Source organism: Luteococcus sp. (assembly GCF_043424415.1).
Taxonomy (GTDB): Bacteria; Actinomycetota; Actinomycetes; order Propionibacteriales; family Propionibacteriaceae; genus Luteococcus.
The window spans coordinates 25260-43626 of sequence record NZ_JBHWOO010000109.1 but is presented as its reverse complement, the minus strand read 5'-3'; the positions used below and the strand labels follow the sequence as shown (position 1 = coordinate 43626).

The window sequence follows — 18367 nt, the reverse complement described above, 5'->3', positions numbered from 1 at the left end:
GACTGCACGGCACCGTACTCTTCCGGCGGTCCGAACCCGACACCGTCAATGGTGAGCCCCGACCCGAGTGGTCCCGTCCGGCTGCTGATCGGCAAGGACATCACCACTGAGGACTGGTTCCGCACCGCCGACTCCCAGCTGCGCACCCGCCGGGTGGAGCTGCGCCCCACCAGCACGGCAACCATGGCCAGCGACCTGGCCGCGGCACTGGGGGACGACGAGGACCGCCCCGATCTGGTCCTCGACGATGCCGCCTCCCCGCTGCCCGTTGCGCGGTTGGCCACCGGTCTGGACGACCTGCCCGACCTGCCCGCAGACCTGCCGAGCCACCTGCGGCCGGAGGCCTGGGCCGGGTCCCGCATCCAGGGCCCGGCCGGACGGCCCGCCCGCCGGGTGGCCCTTCCTGCTACCTGGCTGGTGCACGGCCTGTGGTTCTCGCGCAGCCTGTTCGCGCGGCACGGCTGGCAACCACCCACCACCTGGCCCGAGCTGCTCGCGCTGGGACGCCAGGGCCGCGAACAGGGCCTGCAGCTGCTGTGCTGGGGGCAGGACCACGCCACCGACTACCTGGACCTGGTCGTCGCCAGCGCCGCCAAGCAGGCAGGGCCCGAGCCGCTCCGCGCGATCGACCAGCTGACGGTCGGCTGCTGGTCCCACCCCGCCCTCCAGTCGGCGCTTCACCAGCTCGACGAGGCCCTCACCGCCGGCCTGGTGCGCCCCGGTGGCGCGCAGCGCACCTGGAAGCAGGCCATCGGGGCCTTCTCCCAGGACCAGGAGGTGCTCATGGTGGCTGCCGATGCCCGGACCATGGCCCTGGCCAGGACCACGGAGGAATTCCAGCTCGACCTGGTGCCCTGCCCGTCGCTCACGGCCACCCCGACGATGGGAGCAGCCGCGCTGCAGACCAGCCCTGCCGATGCCTTCATCCTGCCCAGCGGCTCGACCAATCCCGCCGGGGCCCGGCAGGCGCTGCTGGCCGCCTTCTCGGCGGAGGCCGCCCGCGCCCACTGCGCCGAGACGCAGCTTCCCAGCACCCGCACCGATGCCCTCCCGGCGCGGCCCTCGCGCCTGCTGGAACGGCAGGACGAGCTGCTGCGGGCAGCAGGCCGCCGGCAGGTGACCTGGCGTGCCCTGGACCACTACGGCATCCGGGGCGACCACCAGCTGCTGTGGAATGCCTTCCTGTCTCGCCGTATCGACGTGGCCACCCTCACCGCAGAGATGCAGCGCATCACCGACGCACTGGCCGAGGACCCCTCCCTGGCCCGCCTGTCCAACCTGTGAAGCCCCGGTGGCCGCTTGGGATGAGCATCGTCCCGCAGGCCGGTGACTTCGGCATTTTCTGCCCCCATTCCACCCTTTCGGGGATAGCTTTGGGGTGAGGGCGTAGCCCCGGACACGCCCCGTCACAGGACAGGAGCGAGCCATGAGCACCACCACCTCCCCCACCTCCCCCACCTTCGAGACCGCCGGCCGCATCGTGGTCGGGGTCGACGGCTCCTCGCAGTCGGCCGTGGCCACCGAGTGGGCCGCCCGACGCGCCGAGGCCCTCGACGTCGGGCTCACCCTGGTCCTGGCCCTGCCGCCCCTGCAGGTGCCCAGCCCCGGCTCCCTGAGCCAGATGCTGCGCCAGGACGCCCGTGACTTCACCACCCGTGTCGCCCGCTCCGCCCAGGAGCGGCTGGACAGGGCCACCAGCGAGGCCCGTGCGCAACATCCCGACCTCGACATTTCCTCCGCGCTGCTGGAGGACTCCGAACCGGCGCTGGCGCTGGTCCAGGCCAGCAAGGATGCCGAGATGGTCGTCGCGGGAACCCGCGGCCTCGGAGCGGTGCGGGCGATGGCGCTGGGCTCGGTCTCGCGCCACCTCGTCTCCCACGCCCACGGCCCGGTCGCCGTGGTGCCCGAGACGGGCACCGCCCACGACGACCGATCGGCCGGAACCGTGCTGGTGGGCGTCGAGGATGCCGAGCGATCCCATGCACTGCCGGTGGCGATCCGGGAGGCCGCGCGCATGGGCGGCCGCTTGCTGGTGGTGCACTCCTGGGAGTACACCCCCGGCACGGTGGAGGGCCTTCCGGTGATGGACCCTGACCTGTTCAGCCGGGTGCAGGAGACCTTCTCCACCCAGCTCGAGGAGCAGGTGCGGGCCCAGCTCGACCAGGCCCCCGAGCTGGATGTCGAAGTTCGGGTGGGCCTGGGACATGCCGGAGAGGTGCTGGTCAACGCCTCGCACGAGGCGGAGCTTCTGGTGGTCGGCTCGCGGGCCCGCTCGGGCCTGGCCGGCGCCGTGCTGGGCTCCACCGCCGCCCACGTGGTGCGCCAGTCGATCTGCCCCGTGATCGTGGTGCCCACCCGCCGCTGAGCAGCCCACCCCTCACACCGCGAGGACGGGGGGGGTGACGGCCCGGACCGGCTGGCTGCCGGTCCGGGCCTGGCCACTGGTCAGCGTCGGCGGGTCCCGAAGATCGAGCGTGCGATCTCGCGCCCGGCCGAGCGGGCGAACTGCTTGAAAGCGCTGGAGCCGACCACCTGCTCGACGATGCCCCTGTCCTGCGCGGCGCGCCCGCGCGGGGCGGGGGTGCGCTGCTGGGCACGCTCGGCCCGGTCCAGTTCGGCCTGCTGGCGGGCCAGCTCCTTGTCCCGCGCAGCGGACTCCTTCTCGCGCTCGGTGGCCGCCTCGACCTCGGCGCTGGCCTGCAGCCGGGCGGCCAGGATCTCCTGCGCCGACTCCCGGTTGACCGAGTGGCCGTACTTCGCCTGCAGCGGGCTGGCGGCGACGGCAGCCGCCACCTGCTCGGCGGGGGTCGGGGCCATCAGTGACTGCGGGGCGCGCATCCGGGTCCAGGCGACCGGGGTGGGGGCCCCGTCGGGGTCCATCACGGTGACGATCGCCTCGCCGATCCCCAACTGCTGCAGGGCCTCGCCCAGGTCGTAGTGGCTCCTGGGGAAGGTGGCGACGGTCTGCTTGAGAGCCTTGGCGTCATTCGGGGTGTGGGCACGCAGCTGGTGCTGTACCCGCGAGCCGAGCTGGGCCAGTACCGCGTCAGGCACGTCCTTGGGGCTCTGGGTGACGAAGAAGACGCCCACGCCCTTGGAACGGATCAGCCGCACCGTCTGGGCAATGGCCTCCAGGAAGGCCTTGGAGGCGCCGTTGAAGAGCAGGTGGGCCTCGTCGAAGAAGAAGACCAGGCGGGGCTTGTCGACATCGCCCACCTCGGGCAGGTCGTGGAAGAGCTCGGCCAGCAGCCACATCAGGAAGGTGCTGAACAGGGCCGGCCGGTCGGCAAGGTTGGGCAGCTCCAGCAGGCTGATGGTGCCGCGGCCGTCCTCGGCGGTGCGCAGCAGGTCCGCGGTCTCGAACTCGGGCTCGCCGAAGAAGGCGTCGGCCCCCTGCGCCTGCAGGGCGGTGATCTCGCGCAGGATCACCCCGGCGGTGGCGGTGGACAGCCCGCCGATGCCCTTGAGCTCCGGCTTGCCCTCGTCGCTGGTCAGCCACAGCAACAGCTCACGCAGGTCGGCCAGGTCGAGCAGCGGCAGGCCGTGGCCGTCGGCGTAGTGGAAGACCAGGCCCAGCGAGCTCTCCTGGGTCTCGTTGAGGCCCAGCACCTTGGCCAGCAGCAGCGGCCCGAAGCTGGTGACGGTGGCGCGCAGCGGGACGCCCTGGCCGCCCTGCTCGTCACCCAGCTGGAAGTACTCGACGGGGCTGGCCAGGCCCTGCCACTGCTGGCCGATCGCCGCGGTGCGCGCCTGAAGCTTCTCGGAGGACTCCCCGGCGCTGCCGAGCCCCGACAGGTCGCCCTTGACATCGGCCGCGAAGACCGGCACCCCGGCAGCGCTGATCTGCTCGGCCATCAGCTGCAGGGTCTTGGTCTTGCCGGTGCCGGTGGCCCCGGCCACCAGGCCGTGCCGGTTCAGCATGCCCAGCGGGATGCGGATGACGGCCTCGGGAACCGGCTGGTCGGCCTCCACCAGGACCCCCAGCTCGATGGCGGGCTCGTCGAAGGTGTAACCGGTGGTGATCGCCTCGACAGGCGTGGCAGCTTGGTCACTCATGCCCCAAGCGTGTCACAGCCACGCCGTTCCCCGTCGGTGGTGACACACACGATCTGCACCACCCCATGCCGTGGGACCTTCTGCCCGCTAGGCTCGAGACGTGATCTTCAAGCGTGTGGGTGAGTCCCGGCCCTACCCGGACCATGGATATGTGCAGAAGCAGTGGGCTGCCATCGCACCCCACCAGGTACGCCTCGACGAGCTGGTCACCACCAAGCGGATGCTCGACCTGGAGGCACTGCTCGAGGACGACTCCACCTTCTACGGCGACCTGTTCGCCCACGTGGTGAAGTACCGCGGGGAGCTCTACCTGGAAGACGGCCTGCACCGGGCCCTGCGCGCTGCGCTGCAGCAACGCCAGACCGTGCACGCCCGCGTGCTGGAACTGAAGTAGGCTTCCCCCAGCTCGACCCACCCGACGAAGGAGGCTCCCGTGCAGCGGTATGCGCGCATGCTCGCCACGCCCGTCACCCTGCTCGCGCTGCTCGCCTTCCTGGTCCTGGGCGCCCGCTGGGGATACAGGAATGTGATGGCCCCGCCACCCCCGCCCCCGCTGGTCCCCTGCGTCGAGCAGAGCGTCGGCAAGGCGCTGACCGCCAAACAGGTGGGCGTCAAGGTCTACAACGGCGGCAGCACCCACGGCTTGGCCACCAAGGTCGCCGCGCAGCTGCGCGATGCCGGCTTCACGGTCACCAAGACCGGAAACACCGAGGTCGAGGTCAACCACACCCAGGTAATCGGTGCCGACGTGAACAATCCCGAGGTCAAGCTCGTGGCCGGCTTCTTCAAGGACGCCACGGTCAAGGCCGACGGCCGCGCCGACCACAGCGTCGAGGTGCTGGTGGGCAACAAGAACACCGGCTTCACCGCCTCGGCCCCCAAGCAGGTCGCCGTCGACGGCCCCACCGTCTGCCTGCCTCCGGCCGTCGCCACTCCCGAGGCCTGATCCTGCCGGGCTCACTGCCCGGTCGGTGCGCACTGCCCGGTCAGTGCAAGGAGCCCGTTCAGTGCGACTGGGGATCGCGTTCGGTCCACAGCGCCAGACGCCCACCACGTCCGATGCCGGTGATCCGGTTCTCCACCTCGCGACGGTGCCGCTCCGGGGTCACCACCAGCAGTTCGTCGCCCACCACCAGCCGGCTCTGGCCGTGCGGGGCGAAGGAGCGGTCACCACGGATCACCAGCGAGACCACCGCATTGCGCGGCAGCCGCAGCTCGCGCACCGTCACCCCCGCCAGGCGTGAACCCTCGGGGATGCGCACCTGCAGCAGCTCGGCATTGATCTTGTCCAGCGGCGCCGCCTCGATGTCCACGTCGCTGGCGGTATTGGGGTCGGCCAGCCGCAGCTTGCGCGCCACCCAGGGCAGGGTCGGCCCCTGCAGGGCGGTGAAGACGATCACGAAGACCACCACGATGTCGAAGAGGTCGTCGGCCTGCGGCACCCGCTCCGACAGGGGCACCGTGGCCAGGATGATCGGGACCGCGCCGCGCAGGCCCGCCCACGAGACGAAGACCTGTTCGGCCAGCGGGACGCGGAACCAAGACAGGCTCGCGAAGACCGTCAGCGGGCGGGCCACCAGGGTCAGGAAGAGCCCGATCATCACCCCGACCACCACCTCCCGCAGGCTGATGCGTCCCGGGTCGGCCAACAGGCCGAGCATCACGAACAGCCCGATCTGGGCGATCCAGCCCACCCCCTCGGCGAAGGAGCGGGTGGCGTGGCGGTGCGGCAGCTGTCCATTGCCCAGCACCACCGCACACACGTAGACGGCCGCGAATCCCGAGACGTGCACGCTCACGCCCCCGCCATAGGTGACCACCGCCCAAGCCATCGCCGCCAGCGGGTACAGGCCCGAGGAGGGCAGCGCCAGCCGCCGCAGCACCCAGACGCCGGCAGCGCCCAGGGCCAGCCCCAGCAGGATGCCACCGAGCAGCTCGAAGACCACCACCCCCAGCAGGCCCCAGTAGCCGCCGTGCGGGGCATTGCCCAGGGCCAGCTGGGAAGCAGCCGCGACGAGCAGCACCGTGGGGGCGTCATTGAGCCCGGACTCGGCCTCCAGCATGGCCCGCACCCGGCTGGGCAGCGGCACCCCCCGCAGCACCGCGAAGACGGCAGCGGAGTCGGTGGGTGCGGTGATCGCCCCCAGCAGCACGGCAACGGCCCAGGGCACACCGAGCACGAAGTGGCCGAACAGCGCCACCAGGGCGATGCTCACCCCGATGCCAAGGCTGGCCAGGACGCCGGCGGCACCGACGGCCGGCCGGATGGTCTCCCACCTGGTCGAGAAACCGCCCTCGATCAGGATGAAGACCAGCGCCGCAAAACCCAGGCCATGGGCCAGGTCTGCGTCGTCGAAGTTGATCGGGGCCGGACCACTGCCCAGGGCCATGCCCAGGAAGAGGAAGAGCAGTAGCGCGGGCAGTCCGAGCCGGGAACCCGTCCTGGCTGCGACGACCGCCACCAGGGCAATGACACCGCCAACCAGCAGGGCGAGGTCGATGGGGGGCATGGCTTCCATTGTTCCAGAAGGCGCCCCCGGACCCGGCCCATCGCCAACCTGGTCGGCTCGCGCGCCACCGCACAGCTGCTGTGCCGACCCGCGGATCGGGCTGGCCGTCTGGGGGGCCCGTCCGCAAACCACATCACAGCAGCCATCAATGCCGCCTGGACAGCGAGGACCGCTGTGGATGTGGTTCCTGGACACCAGCCGGGGATCCCTCGTCGCCCAGACATGCCAGAAGGGGCTCACGGAATCCGGGAGCCCCTTCTCATTGGCGGTGACGGAGGGATTTGAACCCTCGGTGGCTTTCACCACACTCGCTTTCGAGGCGAGCTCTTTCGGCCGCTCAGACACGTCACCGCGAAGAAGTGTGCCACAGTCGGTGGATCGCGCGCCACTCGGGGCCCGGCGGATCCCGGGATCGGTTGCCCTGAGCTGGTTGCCAGGGCTGGCGCAGGCTGGGGCTCAGTGCCCGAAGAAGTCGCGCAGCAGGCGGCCACACTCCTCGGCCCTGATTCCGCTGCGCACATCGGGCCGGTGGTTGAGCCGCGGGTCGCGGACCACGTCGAAGAGCGAGCTGACCGCCCCCGCCTTCTCGTCGAAGGCGCCGAAGACCAGCCGCTCCACCCGGGAGAGCACGATCGCCCCGGCGCACATGGTGCAGGGCTCCAGGGTCACCACCAAGGTGCAGCCCTCCAGCCGCCACCCGCCCCGCACCTCGGCGGCGCGGCGCAGCGCCAACACCTCCGCGTGCCCGGTGGGGTCGCCGGTCAGCTCCCGCTCATTGCCGGCCGATGCCAGCACCTCGCCATCGGGACCCAGCACGACGGCCCCGATGGGGATGTCGTCGTGACTGGCGGCCAGACGTGCCTGGCCGAGGGCCAGGCCCATGGCCCAGTCCCAGCGGCTGGCCACGCTCAGCGCTGAGGCGTGGCGTGGCTGGCGTGCTCGAACTGCGGCCCGAAACCCAGCCGGACGGCCAGGCGGCGCAGCAGCTCGTCGGAGTCCTCCTCCAGGTCGTCGGCAATCGCCTCCAGGTCGAACTCGGAGACCCCCAGGTCCACCAGGAGCTCCGCATCGCCCATCGGCTCGGAGTCGTCGTCCGGGTCGGGGATGTCCTCACCCAGGTAGTCGGCCACGTCGCGGGCGATCGGCCAGTCATTCGCGGCGACGGTATCGCTCAGCAGCACCTGGACGGTGCGTCCGCGCACCCGGCACAGGACGAAGAACTCACCCGCCACCGAGACCATGCCGATCGCCCCACCGTCACCGGGGATGCGCCTCAGCTGGGTGATGAACCCGTCGAGGTCATTGGCCAGGTCGACCGCCAGCGGCACGCCGACCGGCTGGCCGTCCTCACGGTAGAGGGCAAGCACCAGGTCGATCTCGTCCGCAGTGGCGTCGTCGAGGTCGTCGAAGTCGTCGTCATCATCATCGTCGGAGTCGTCGTCCTCGTCCGAGTCGTCCTCGTCGAGATCATCGTCATCCTCGTCGAGATCATCGTCGTCGAAGTCGTCGACGTCCTCCTCCAGATAGTGCGACGGCGTTGCGTCCCTGGTCTCGAAGGGATCCACCTCATCGTCGAATGCGGTCACGACTCCTCCTTCGCCAACGTGCTCCACGACCATCCTCCCAGACCAGTCAACCCCAAATCGCCCGCCGACGCAGCCCGCACACGCGCACCCCATCAGCACCCACTCCCGACTGTCGGCGACCGGGCCCGTGTGGGACAGTAGGGGCGTGGAACTGCGCGTACTCGACCATCCCCTGGTGACCCACAAGCTCACCCTGCTGCGGGACAAGAAGACCGACTCACCAACCTTCCGCCACCTGGTGGAGGAACTGGTGACCCTGCTCAGCTACGAGGCCACCCGCGAGGTGCGCGTCAGCCCCGTCGACGTGGAGACCCCCGTCGCCGTGACCAGCGGCCTGACACTGAGCAACCCCAAGCCCCTGGTGGTGCCGATCCTGCGCGCCGGGCTAGGCATGCTCGAGGGCATGATGCGCATGATGCCCACCGCCGAGGTCGGCTTCGTCGGCATGGTGCGCAACGAGGAGACCCTGCAGCCGGTCACCTATGCCGAACGCCTCCCCCAGGACCTGTCGGGACGCCAGTGCTACGTGCTCGACCCGATGCTGGCCACCGGCGGCTCGCTGGGCGGCTGCGTGAAGTTCCTGGTGGACCGCGGCGCCGACCACATCACCTGCATCTGCATCCTTGCCGCCCCCGAGGGCATCGAGAACTTCCGCAAGCTCGTCGCCGACCTGGAGGTGCCCTGCACCTTGGTCATCGCCGGCGTCGACGAGAAACTCAACGAGCACGGCTACATCGTCCCCGGACTGGGCGACGCCGGCGACCGCCTCTACGGACTGGCCGACTGACCCCCTCCAGCACACGACCAGGGCCCCGCGATCCATCGCGGGGCCCGAGTCGTCATTCACCCGGCACGTGCCGGGACTGGCTCACAGACGGTGCTCGTCCGGCTCCTCCATGTCGCTGACCACGAGCTTGGGTTCGATCCGCGAGGGGTTCTGGGTGCCGGTGATGGTGGGCTGGAAGTCACTGCCCAGCTGCTTGAGCGCCAGGCGCCCCACCAGCTGCTGACGGGTGGTGATCCGCTCGCTGCGATCGGTGCTCAAGAAGGCGATCGCCCAGTGCACCAGGGTGGTGAAGCGGGCCTTGAAGCCGACGATGTAGAGCAGGTGCAGCCCCAGCCATGCCACGAAGGCGGGGAAGCCCGTCAGCTCCAGCCTGCCGGACTTCATCACGGCGCTGTACTTGCTGATCACGGCCATCGATCCCTTGTCGCGGTAGCGGAAGGGGGCCGTCACGGGCTTGCCCTCCACCTGGCCACGGATCTTGTCGGCCACATAGCGGCCCGACTGGATCGCAACCTGGGCCACGCCCGGCAGCTTGTCCAGGCTCATCATGTCGCCCACGACGAAGACCTCGGGATGCCCGGGCACCGAGCAGTCCTTGTCCACCTCGACGCGGCCAGCGCGGTCGATCGTCGCCTCGGACTGGTCGGCGATCATCTTGCCCAGCGGGCTGGCCTGCACACCGGCGGCCCACACCTTGCAGCCGCACTCGATGCGCTCGGAGGTGCCATCGGAGTACTTGAGCTCCACCCCGTCGGCGTCGACCCCGGTGACCATGGCCCCGAGCTTCACCTCGACGCCGATCTTCTCCAGCTGCTCCTGCGCCTTGGCCGACAGGTTCCCCCCGAAGGGCGGCAGCACCTTGTCGGCGGCATCCACCAGCAGCACCCGTGAGCTCGCCGGGTCGAAGTTCTTGTAGTCGTCCTTGACGGTGTGGCTCGTCAACTCGCGGATTTGGCCGGCCATCTCCACACCGGTGGGGCCGGCGCCGACCACGACGAAGGTGGTCAGACGCCCGCGCTCGGTGGCGTCCTCGGTGAGCTCGGCCACCTCCAGCGAGCCGAAGATGCGGGCGCGCAGCTCCAGGGCGTCGTCGATGGACTTCATGCCGGGCGCGAAGATGGCGAAGTGGTCGTTGCCGAAGTAGGACTGGCCAGCGCCGGCTGCGACGACCAGGTAGTCGTAGCTGATGGTGCTGGTCTTGCCCAGCGCCTCGGCCACCACCTCGCGGGCGTCCATGTCGATGGCGGTCACCTCGCTCATCAGCACCCGGGCGTTCTTCTGGTGTCGCAGGATCTCGCGTGTGGGCGGGGCGATCTCGCCGGGCGACAGGATTCCGGTGGCCACCTGGTAGAGCAGGGGCTGGAAGAGGTGGTGGGTGGTCTTGGCCACGATGGTCACGTCGACCTCGGCGTCGGCCAGCTGCTGGGCCGCGAAGAGCCCGCCGAATCCGGATCCGATGATGACGACGTGCGGGCGGGACTTGCTCATGGTGCTCCTGTCGTGGCCCGCAGCTGCACGGGCCATTGAACTCTTGATCGTTCCAGAGGCTAGCTCGCAATTGTGGCGATGGTCACATTCTTCGCTCTCAGCCCACAGGTCGCCCGCGCGCTCCCCACAGATTCCCCGCGGGCCTCGGTGCGAGTGGCTGCGCGTGCGGGCGAGGGGCCGTGTGCAGCATGCTGTGCTGGTGCCATCCCGCCAGAACGTTCCCCTGCCCCCACCCACCGTCCCGGTCAGCTGCGGCGCGATCCTGCTCGACGGCTGCGGTCGGCTGCTGGTGGTCAAGCCCACCCACAAGAGCGGGTGGAGCATCCCCGGCGGGGCGATGAAGCATGACGGGGAGTCCCCTTGGCAGGCCTGCCGCCGGGAGGTGCACGAGGAGACCAACCTGCTCGTGCGGCGGGGGCGGCTCGTGGCCGTCGACACCCGTCCCCACGTCGGGCGCCAGCTGGGCCTACGCTTCCTCTTCCACTGCGGAACCCTGTCGCCCGCCGCCCTCGGACGCATCCGCGTGCAGCCCGAGGAGATCAGCGGGTTCCGCTTCGCACCGGTTCCCGAGGCACTGGAGATGCTGCGCCCGGCGATCAGCCGCCGCGTCGCCGTGGGGCTCGAGGCCCGCAGCTGCGTCTACCTGGAGGACGGCCACCGCGTCGGGGGCGTCGTGGGCTGAAGCCCGCCCCGAGCCGGCCGTGCGCGGTCATGGTCAGAGTTGTGTGGCATCGGTGCAGCACAATCCTGACCAGCCGTCACGCCAGCCTCAGGCGACGCCGTCCAACAGGGCCTCGGACTCCACGCAGCCCCGGCGGCATGAGTGCCAGTCGACGCCGTGGCCCATCCTGCGCAGAACTGCCACCACCATCGCCGCGCACGCACAGGGCCGGGTGTCGGTGTCATGGAAGCCGAAGCGCAGCGTGGGCTCTCCCTGGAGGAGATGGAGGTTGTCCCGGTGCATGTCCCTGAAGGCTCCGGCTCCCGTGTGGCCGAGCCTGCCGTCGAGCTCCACCACCAGCCGACCGTAGGTGATGTCGCGCAGGCCGACCCGGCTACTGCTCTGGCGTTGGCCGCGCGGCAGGCCATGGGCACGTTCCACCTCGCGCAGCCACATCAGCTCCAGCACACTGAGCGCGCCGTCCCCAACGTCTCCCAGGATGGCGCGCACCACATCACGGCGAGGGAAGGTGCCGAAGGCCTCGAGCTCCTGCAGGATCCGGGTGGCGGTGGTGCGACGCGAGTTCACGGCATCGGCGAGGATTGCACTGGCATTCGACGGATCGGCCCGGACCAGGTCGAGAGCGGTGCGTTCCACGGTGGTACGGGGCGGATCACCGACGACGCGGAAGGGAATGCGGGTGGCGTGGCTCAGCCACGGACCGGGCTGGACCACGCGGCGACTCCAGGGCACCACGACGTGAACCGTGCGGGAGGGCCGACGCCAACCCTGCAAGGCGGCCGCGGTCTCCATGCCCAGCGCTGCGGCCTCGCCGCCAGCCAGCAGGGCGAGCCACTGGCGGGTGGACTCGCCCCATTCCAGCGGATGCGTCACGTACAGCCCTCGGCCAGCGCGCACCCACAGACCCTCGGCAACCAGGCGCGAGAGGCCAGTTCGAGGCAGGCCCGCCATCCGGCACTGCTCGAGAGTCACGGCACCGGCCTGGGCCCGCGCCAACCGGAGCAGCGACTCGGGGATGGGTGCACGTGGGGCCATGCACCGATCGTTCCCGCGCCCAGGGACTCACGAAAGGGCCAGCGGTGCACGGACAACACCGGGCCAACACCCGAACCACCGCATGTTGGTCAGACATGTGTTGCACCGGCTCCACACATGTCTGACCAACTGAGCCCGCGGGGCAGGTCAGGGGTTGGCGATCAGTAGTAGTACGGGAAGCTGGACCAGTCGGGATCGCGCTTCTCCAGGAAGGAGTCGCGCCCCTCGACGGCCTCGTCGGTCATGTAGGCCAGGCGGGTGGTCTCACCGGCGAAGATCTGCTGGCCCACCAGCCCGTCGTCGATGGCGTTGAAGGCGTACTTGAGCATGCGCTGGGCCGTCGGCGACTTGCCGCAGATGATCCGCGCCCATTCCAGCCCCTCGTCCTCGAGCTGGGAGTGCGGGACCACCTTGTTGACGGTGCCCATCTCGTAGGCGCGCTGGGCGTCGTAGGTCTGGCCCAGGAAGAAGATCTCGCGCGCCACCTTCTGCCCCACCTGACGGGCCAAGTAGGCCGACCCGTAGCCGGCGTCGAAGGAGCCGACGTCGGCGTCGGTCTGCTTGAACCTGGCGTGCTCGGCGCTGGCCAGGCTCATGTCGCTGACCACGTGAAGCGAATGTCCGCCGCCGGCCGCCCAGCCGTTGACCAGGGCGATGACCGGCTTGGGCATGAACCGGATCAGACGCTGCACCTCCAGGATGTGGAGGCGGCCCAGCTTGGCCTGGTCGATCGGCGAGGGCTTGGCGGAGCCATCATTCGCGCCACTGCCGGCATCGGCCTCCGCCATGTAGCCGGCCTTGCCACGGATCCTCTGGTCGCCACCCGAACAGAAGGCCCAGCCGCCATCCTTGGCGCTGGGGCCGTTGCCGGTGAGCAACACACAGCCGATGTCGGCGCTGGTCCGGGCGTGCTCCAGGGCGGTGTACAGCTCGTCGACGGTGTGCGGCCGGAAGGCATTGCGCACCTCGGGCCGGTTGATGGCCACGCGTACGGCGGGCACGTGCTTGGCGCGGTGGTAGGTGATGTCGGTGAAGTCGAAGCCGGGAATCTCGTCCCACAGCTCGGGCTTGAAAGGATTGCCGCTCTGCTCGCTCATGTCCGGGAGCCTATCGGGCCACCCCGGCCGGCTCAGTGCCCGTCGCGCAGTTCCAGGGCCAGGGCCACCTCGTCGGTGATGATCCCATCGACACCAAGCGCCAGCATCGCCTCGATGTCGGCGCGCTCGTTGACGGTCCAGGCGTTGACCGCGATCGCCTCGGCGCGCAGCCGCTCCAGCAGCCCGGGCTCGGCGAGGGTGCGGAAGTCGGGGTGGACGGCGGCCGCGCCGAAGCGGGCGGCATAGTCCTCCACCGCCCACAGCGGCTCCACATAGAGCAGGCCGAGGGGGAGCCCCAGGGCGCGGGAGCCGTGGAACTGCACGTGGTTGAAGGAGCTGAGGATCACCCGGTCGGTCATCCGTGCCACGCGCACGGCCTGCACCACCTGGGCATCCATGCCCGGATAGGGCTCCAGGCCGTCCTTGAGCTCGATGTTGAGTTCCAGGCCGGCGGGGGCGACGAGCTCCAGCACCTCCTCCAGCAGGGGCAGCCGCTCGTCGGGAAGTTCCCGGCCGTCGTCGACGATGCGCAGCGGCTCGATCTGCTCCCAGGTCATCTCGACGAGCCGGCCGCTGCCGGTGGTGGTGCGGTCGACGGTCTCGTCGTGGATGACCACCAGGCGCCCGTCGGCGCTGCGCTGCACGTCGAGCTCGATGCCATCGGCGCCGAGTTCGATGGCACGCCGGAAGGCCGCCATCGTGTTCTCGGATGCCTCGGCGCTTGCGCCGCGGTGGGCCCAGATCTTGCTCGTCATTGCTGCCTCCAGACTCGGACGGGATCACTCCCAGCCTAGGGTGGGGCCATGGACGCGATCGGCGGTCTCCGGCGAACTCTGGGTGAAGGTCTGCGACGCAACTGGCGAGCGACGGGGGCGGAGCTGCCCGGCGGCGACCTGGTGGCGGCCCGTGGCGTCAGCATGGACGGCTGGTTCTGGCGCATCAGCGACCCGGCCTCGGGGCGCGTGGCGCTGGCGCTGGCCGGTCTGAACACGCCCCGGCAGGGCGAGCCCTGGGGCATCGTCGGGATCGCCGCCGACCCGGCACGTTCGCTGACCACGGCGACGCTGTCGTCGGTGGCCGGCGACGAGCGAGGCCTGCGGGTCTCGATGCGGGGCGACGAGGGCCACTTCCGCGCCACCCGCGAGTCCCTCCAGGCTCGCCTGGGCTCGACCTCACTGGAGTTGCGCTTCGACCGTCTCGACGAGTGGCAGGGACGGCTGGGCGGCTCCGACGTCTTCGGCATGGTGCCCCGGCTCAACCAGTACTGGCATCCGTGGGTGCTGGGCGGCAGCGCCTCGGGGGTCTTCGACGACGGCAGCACCCGCTGGGAGTTCGACGACGCCCAGGTCTATGCGGAGAAGAACTGGGGGCGGGGCGGCTTCCCGGTGCAGTGGTGGTGGGGCCAGGCGCAGGGCTTCGCCGAGCCGACGGCCTGTGTTGCCTTCGGTGGCGGCCGGATCCACCTGGGGCGCCCGGGACGTGACGCGCGGCTGTCGACGACGGTGACGGCGCTGGTGGTGCGCACCCCCGACGGCGAGCAGCTGCGCTTCGGCAATCCGGGGACGAGCCCGGTCGTGGCGACGGTGGGCGACGGCCACTGGCGGCTGCGTGGGCGCCGTCGCGGCTGGCGGGTCGAGGTGGACGCCGCCGCGCCACTGGAGGAGGCCTTCGTGCTGCCGGTGCCCCTGGTGGAGGAGCGTGCCCTGGCGCCGGGCGCGGTGGAGGCACAGCTCGGCCACCTGGAGGTGCGTCTGTTCCGTGACGGGCGTCCGTACTGGCAGGGAATCAGCAACCTGGCCGCGCTGGAGGATGGTGGACGGGAGCTGGCCGAGGCACAGCTGGCCCAGCGAGCCGGGAACCCGCTGCCGCGCCGCGACTGAGGCCGTGGCCGGCCCCGGGAGGGAGCCCGGGCCGCCTCAGTGCATCTTGAGCGAGCCCTTGAAGTCGTCGACCTTCAGCGAATCGACCAGTGCCTGCCAGGTCTTCTGGTCCAGGGTGCCCTTCTTGCAGCCGTAGACCATCTGGAAGCCCTGCAGCGAGTCATTGCTGATCCGTCCGGCGGCGCGCAGGTCCAGATCCTTCGACGATCCGCTCACCGACAGCGCCGGGACCGGTCCGGGCTCACCGGGCAGCATGTGGCCGTTGGTGGTGAAGTTCTGCACCCCGGAGGACTCCATGATGGCGCCGAGCATGTTGTAGGTGGCGTCCTGGTCCTCGGTGCCGTCGCCCTTGGGCAGCTTCATGCGAACCACGCGCAGCTCGCAGTCGTTCTTGCCGGTGAACAGCTTGATGTCGTACTGCATGCCGGCGGTGGGGGTGGCCGAGGGGATCGCCACCTCCTTCATGCCTGCGGGCAGCGCGTAGCCCAGCTCCACCTGGCCGGGGGCGGTCGGTTCCTCGGTCTGGTCGCCGTCGCTGCAGGCACTGGCGGCCAGGATCAGTGGCAGGGCCACCAGACAGGCGCCGAGTCGGGCTCTCACAGCATCTTCCTCAGGACCAGAGCCAGGGCGGCGGCAGCGCCACCCATGGCGAACTTGTAGGGCACCTTGGGGCGGAATCCGGTCTCGATCGGGTCCTCACCCTCGGGCATCGTGACGCTCCCGCGGTCGGCGTCGACGGTGACAAGCATGCCATTGCGGATGCGGCGAGTGGCGATGCCGGTGCCGAGCACGGCGGGGATGCCGTGTTCGCGGGCGACGATCGAGGAATGCGAGAGCGGCCCGCCGACGTCGGTGACCAGGGCGGCGGCCGTGGCGAACAAGGGGGTCCAGGCGGGCGTGGTGGCCGGGGAGACGATCACCTCGCCGGGTCGCATGGTCTCGAAGTCCTGGGGGCCGCGAATGATGCGGGCGGGGCCGGTGATGCGGCCCTGGCTGACGCCGAAGCCCTTGATGACGGGGCCGCGCTGGTGGCTCTCCATGGCGGGCACGAAGCGGGTGAACATCCGGTTCCAGACGTGACGCGGCAGCAGGGCGGGGGCCTCGGCGCTGCGTTGGCCGCGCCAGGTGGTGCGTCGCTGCTGCACCAGGTCGTTGCGGCTGTGGGTGTGGCCACCGAAGGCGTCGAGGTGGTCGGCGAGTTCGCGTGCCTCGTCCAGGTGGAGCCAGAAGACGTCGCCGGCCTGCTGCAGGGCGCCGACGTCGACCAGGCGACGGCCGAGCTCCAGCATCATGCGGCGCATCAGGGGCCAACCGGCCACCACTTCTACCAGGGCATCCTCGCGGGCAGGGGTGGCGGCCTGCGCCTTCTCCAGCAGGGGCTGCAGGATGGCGCGACGGGCCGGGTCGAGGCGCTGGAAGAGGTCCTGGGTGGCCTGTTCGCGTTCCTCGGCGCGGCGGGCGAGCTCCTCGTCGGGATCGGGCGCCTCGCCGTCGAGGTGTGGCAGCAGGGCCTGCACGGACCGCGTCGGGTCCTCCGAGTCCAGCGGGACGCACAGGTCCAGGTTGCGCCCGGGGCGGGGATGCTCGGCGAGGTGGCGAGCGAAGGCCTCCCGCGCCTGCTCCAGGCCCTCCATTCCTTCCAGCTCGTCGGCTTCGCGCCCCTCGAGGATGGCGGCGGTCAGTTCGGGGTACTGGCGCACCTGTTCGGCCAGCGCGCGCAGTGAGCGGGCACGACGCACGCGGTGGGTCTCGTAGCCGCGCAGGAAGGTGTTCACCGAGGGGCCGCCGATCTGCTTGGCCAGTCCGGTGTAGAGCCGGGCGAAGGGCAGTTCGGAGCTGCTGGCCAGCGGCAGGCAGGCCTGCAGCCAGCTGTAGTGCTCGCAGGCGGCACCCAGCAGCTCCTGGGTTCCCCGCAGCAGCTCGTGGCTGGGCATGGTGGCGACCTCGCGTCCACGCCAGGCGTCCAGGACCGCGTGATGGGCGGGTTCTGCGACGGTGGCCAGCGTCTCGGGGTCGTGGGGGCTGCGGCCGCGCAGGGCGGTCAGGGTGCGGCTGCCGTGGGTGAGCAGGCGTCGCAGTCCCTTGTGGCTGTGGTGGTAGTAGGCGTAGCCGTTGACCAGCACCATCTCGACCTCGCCCTCGCGCAGCACGTCCTCGTCGAGGTGGCGGCGCAGCACCCGGCACATGGCCTCGGGCATCTGGGGCAGCAGCAGGTCGGCGAACAGGGGGCTGAGCGGGTCGGGCAGCAGGTCGGTGAAGGCGCTGCGGGCGTACATGCCCTTCTCGTCGGGCACCTCCCAGTCGTCAGGCACCTCCCCGATCGGCTCGGGCAGGACGGTGACGGGCCGGGCCTGGACGACCACGGGCTGGCCGTCGGTGATCACCCACTCGATGTCCTGCGGGCCGCCGAAGAAGTCGGCGACGCGGGCGCCCAGCTCGGCCAGGGCGAGCACCTGCCCGTCATCGATGGCCTGCCCGGTGGCCTGTTCCCCGCGCACGCGCACCTCGATGGTGCCCTGCCCCTCGGGGTCGCTGACGGTGCGGGTGCGCTTGGTGACCAGGCGACGCTCGCTCACCTGCCGGTCGCGCACGACGAAGGTGTCGGCGGCGTCGCCTTCGGCGGTGTGCTCGCCCAGCCCCAGGTTCGCGGTGACCAGCGTCTCCTCACGCCGTCCGGTGAGGGGGTTGGCGGTGAACATCACGCCGGCGGCCTCGGCGGGTGCCATCAGCTGCACGAGGACGGCCACCCGGGCCTCGGCGTCGTCGAGCTGGTGCTGGCGACGGTAGGCGACGGCCCGGTCGCTCCACAGCGAGGCATAGCAGCCGCGCACGGCGGCGAGCAGCTCGTCGGCGCCGTGGACGTTGAGGAAGCTGTCGAGCTGGCCGGCGGCGCTGAACTGGGGCAGGTCCTCGACCGTGGATGAGCTGCGCACGGCGACCGGCCCTCCCCCGAGCTGCCGCCAGGCCTCGAGCACCTGCGCGGCAAGCTCCTCGGGCAGGGCGACGTCGAGGGCGCGACGCACCACCCTTGCCCCGCCGGACGCCTCCAGTGGGCCGAGGCGTTCGGCCAGGCCGTGGTGCTGCAGGTGCTGCAGCCATCCGTCGACGGTGATGACGAAGCCGTTCGGGACGGGGAAGCCGGCGCGCAGCAGGGCCGAGAGGGTCGCCGCCTTGCCGCCGACGTCCTGGCGTCCGCGGTCCTGGTCGAGCCAGCTGATGGTGTGCATGGTGCTCCTCCACTGCCCG

Annotated in this window: 17 protein-coding genes and 1 tRNA gene; 7 read left to right on the top strand and 11 right to left on the bottom strand. The window is 70.7% G+C overall.

The features are described 5' to 3' along the window. Both ACHFFZ_RS07075 and ACHFFZ_RS07070 read left to right on the top strand, forming a co-directional pair. On the top strand, nt 1–1284 hold a 1284-nt coding region (locus tag ACHFFZ_RS07075; RefSeq protein WP_394275945.1), incomplete at its 5' end, for an extracellular solute-binding protein. Between the two features lie 142 nt (nt 1285–1426). Next, entirely contained in the window at nt 1427–2365 is a 939-nt protein-coding gene (locus tag ACHFFZ_RS07070) for a universal stress protein (protein WP_394275944.1), read from the top strand. An 80-nt stretch (nt 2366–2445) separates the two neighbouring features. Here the strand turns inward: ACHFFZ_RS07070 and ACHFFZ_RS07065 are convergent, their stop codons facing one another. Beyond that, a complete protein-coding gene (locus ACHFFZ_RS07065; protein WP_394275943.1) occupies nt 2446–4056 on the bottom strand; it encodes a helicase HerA-like domain-containing protein in 1611 nt (536 codons plus the stop codon). A 100-nt stretch (nt 4057–4156) separates the two neighbouring features. On the opposite strand from ACHFFZ_RS07065, the gene ACHFFZ_RS07060 reads away from it, so the two are divergent. Together ACHFFZ_RS07060 and ACHFFZ_RS07055 are read left to right on the top strand one after the other, a co-directional pair. Continuing rightward, a complete protein-coding gene (locus ACHFFZ_RS07060; protein WP_394275942.1) occupies nt 4157–4450 on the top strand; it encodes a type II toxin-antitoxin system VapB family antitoxin in 294 nt (97 codons plus the stop codon). A 39-nt stretch (nt 4451–4489) separates the two neighbouring features. Beyond that, nucleotides 4490–5002, top strand: a complete 513-nt coding sequence (locus tag ACHFFZ_RS07055; protein WP_394275941.1) for a LytR C-terminal domain-containing protein — start codon at nt 4490–4492, stop codon at nt 5000–5002. A 58-nt stretch (nt 5003–5060) separates the two neighbouring features. Here ACHFFZ_RS07055 and ACHFFZ_RS07050 read toward each other — a convergent pair whose 3' ends face one another. From ACHFFZ_RS07050 to ACHFFZ_RS07035, 4 genes are all read right to left on the bottom strand, one after another. Continuing rightward, nucleotides 5061–6575: a potassium/proton antiporter gene (locus ACHFFZ_RS07050; protein ID WP_394275940.1), complete on the bottom strand. Its 1515-nt coding sequence runs from the start codon at nt 6573–6575 to the stop codon at nt 5061–5063. Between the two features lie 254 nt (nt 6576–6829). Then, nucleotides 6830–6917: transfer RNA gene (locus ACHFFZ_RS07045), tRNA-Ser, on the bottom strand. Nucleotides 6918–7022: 105 nt separating this feature from the next. Continuing rightward, the gene (locus ACHFFZ_RS07040) at nt 7023–7448 is read right to left on the bottom strand and encodes a nucleoside deaminase (RefSeq protein WP_394275939.1); all 426 of its coding nucleotides are present in this window, start codon (nt 7446–7448) and stop codon (nt 7023–7025) included. Nucleotides 7449–7474: 26 nt separating this feature from the next. Continuing rightward, nucleotides 7475–8089 (bottom strand): tRNA adenosine deaminase-associated protein, encoded by a 615-nt coding sequence (locus ACHFFZ_RS07035; protein ID WP_394275947.1) that lies wholly within the window; start codon nt 8087–8089, stop codon nt 7475–7477. Between the two features lie 208 nt (nt 8090–8297). Between ACHFFZ_RS07035 and upp the strand changes: the two genes are divergently transcribed. Beyond that, nucleotides 8298–8939 (top strand): uracil phosphoribosyltransferase, encoded by a 642-nt coding sequence (gene upp / locus ACHFFZ_RS07030; RefSeq protein WP_394275938.1) that lies wholly within the window; start codon nt 8298–8300, stop codon nt 8937–8939. Nucleotides 8940–9020: 81 nt separating this feature from the next. Here the strand turns inward: upp and ACHFFZ_RS07025 are convergent, their stop codons facing one another. Continuing rightward, the gene (locus ACHFFZ_RS07025; RefSeq protein WP_394275937.1) at nt 9021–10427 is read right to left on the bottom strand and encodes an NAD(P)/FAD-dependent oxidoreductase; all 1407 of its coding nucleotides are present in this window, start codon (nt 10425–10427) and stop codon (nt 9021–9023) included. Nucleotides 10428–10626: 199 nt separating this feature from the next. Here ACHFFZ_RS07025 and ACHFFZ_RS07020 point away from each other — a divergent pair, with 199 nt between their 5' ends. Then, entirely contained in the window at nt 10627–11109 is a 483-nt protein-coding gene (locus ACHFFZ_RS07020; protein ID WP_394275936.1) for an NUDIX domain-containing protein, read from the top strand. 87 nt (nt 11110–11196) lie between these two features. Here the strand turns inward: ACHFFZ_RS07020 and ACHFFZ_RS07015 are convergent, their stop codons facing one another. The 3 genes from ACHFFZ_RS07015 to ACHFFZ_RS07005 all read right to left on the bottom strand — a co-directional run bounded on the left by ACHFFZ_RS07015 (nt 11197) and on the right by ACHFFZ_RS07005 (nt 13996). Then, nucleotides 11197–12144, bottom strand: coding sequence for a type IV toxin-antitoxin system AbiEi family antitoxin domain-containing protein (locus ACHFFZ_RS07015; RefSeq protein WP_394275935.1), 948 nt, complete (start codon nt 12142–12144; stop codon nt 11197–11199). A gap of 161 nt (nt 12145–12305) precedes the next feature. Next, nucleotides 12306–13241: a 1,4-dihydroxy-2-naphthoyl-CoA synthase gene (locus ACHFFZ_RS07010; RefSeq protein WP_394275934.1), complete on the bottom strand. Its 936-nt coding sequence runs from the start codon at nt 13239–13241 to the stop codon at nt 12306–12308. Between the two features lie 32 nt (nt 13242–13273). Then, nucleotides 13274–13996, bottom strand: a complete 723-nt coding sequence (locus tag ACHFFZ_RS07005) for a glycerophosphodiester phosphodiesterase family protein (RefSeq protein WP_394275933.1) — start codon at nt 13994–13996, stop codon at nt 13274–13276. A gap of 48 nt (nt 13997–14044) precedes the next feature. Between ACHFFZ_RS07005 and ACHFFZ_RS07000 the strand changes: the two genes are divergently transcribed. Further along, nucleotides 14045–15121 carry a tocopherol cyclase family protein gene (locus tag ACHFFZ_RS07000; protein WP_394275932.1) on the top strand — a complete coding sequence of 359 codons (1077 nt, stop codon included), beginning with the start codon at nt 14045–14047 and terminating at the stop codon, nt 15119–15121. 36 nt (nt 15122–15157) lie between these two features. Here ACHFFZ_RS07000 and ACHFFZ_RS06995 read toward each other — a convergent pair whose 3' ends face one another. After that, nucleotides 15158–15721, bottom strand: a complete 564-nt coding sequence (locus ACHFFZ_RS06995) for a hypothetical protein (RefSeq protein WP_394275931.1) — start codon at nt 15719–15721, stop codon at nt 15158–15160. Beyond that, on the bottom strand, nt 15718–18348 hold the full coding sequence (locus ACHFFZ_RS06990; protein ID WP_394275930.1) for a PEP/pyruvate-binding domain-containing protein: 2631 nt from the start codon (nt 18346–18348) through the stop codon (nt 15718–15720). The genes ACHFFZ_RS06995 and ACHFFZ_RS06990 overlap by 4 nt, the downstream gene beginning before the upstream one ends. Between the last annotated feature and the right edge of the window lie 19 nt (nt 18349–18367).

Excerpts from the sequence above, each read along its gene's own strand:
- ACHFFZ_RS07070 (WP_394275944.1), top strand. The coding sequence starts at position 1,427 with ATGAGCACCACCACCTCCCCCACCTCCCCCACCTTCGAGACCGCCGGC.
- ACHFFZ_RS07065 (WP_394275943.1), bottom strand. The coding sequence starts at position 4,056 with ATGAGTGACCAAGCTGCCACGCCTGTCGAGGCGATCACCACCGGTTAC.
- ACHFFZ_RS07050 (WP_394275940.1), bottom strand. The coding sequence starts at position 6,575 with ATGGAAGCCATGCCCCCCATCGACCTCGCCCTGCTGGTTGGCGGTGTC.
- ACHFFZ_RS07040 (WP_394275939.1), bottom strand. The coding sequence starts at position 7,448 with ATGGGCCTGGCCCTCGGCCAGGCACGTCTGGCCGCCAGTCACGACGAC.
- ACHFFZ_RS07025 (WP_394275937.1), bottom strand. The coding sequence starts at position 10,427 with ATGAGCAAGTCCCGCCCGCACGTCGTCATCATCGGATCCGGATTCGGC.
- ACHFFZ_RS07015 (WP_394275935.1), bottom strand. The coding sequence starts at position 12,144 with ATGGCCCCACGTGCACCCATCCCCGAGTCGCTGCTCCGGTTGGCGCGG.
- ACHFFZ_RS07010 (WP_394275934.1), bottom strand. The coding sequence starts at position 13,241 with ATGAGCGAGCAGAGCGGCAATCCTTTCAAGCCCGAGCTGTGGGACGAG.
- ACHFFZ_RS07005 (WP_394275933.1), bottom strand. The coding sequence starts at position 13,996 with ATGACGAGCAAGATCTGGGCCCACCGCGGCGCAAGCGCCGAGGCATCC.
- ACHFFZ_RS07000 (WP_394275932.1), top strand. The coding sequence starts at position 14,045 with ATGGACGCGATCGGCGGTCTCCGGCGAACTCTGGGTGAAGGTCTGCGA.
- ACHFFZ_RS06990 (WP_394275930.1), bottom strand. The coding sequence starts at position 18,348 with ATGCACACCATCAGCTGGCTCGACCAGGACCGCGGACGCCAGGACGTC.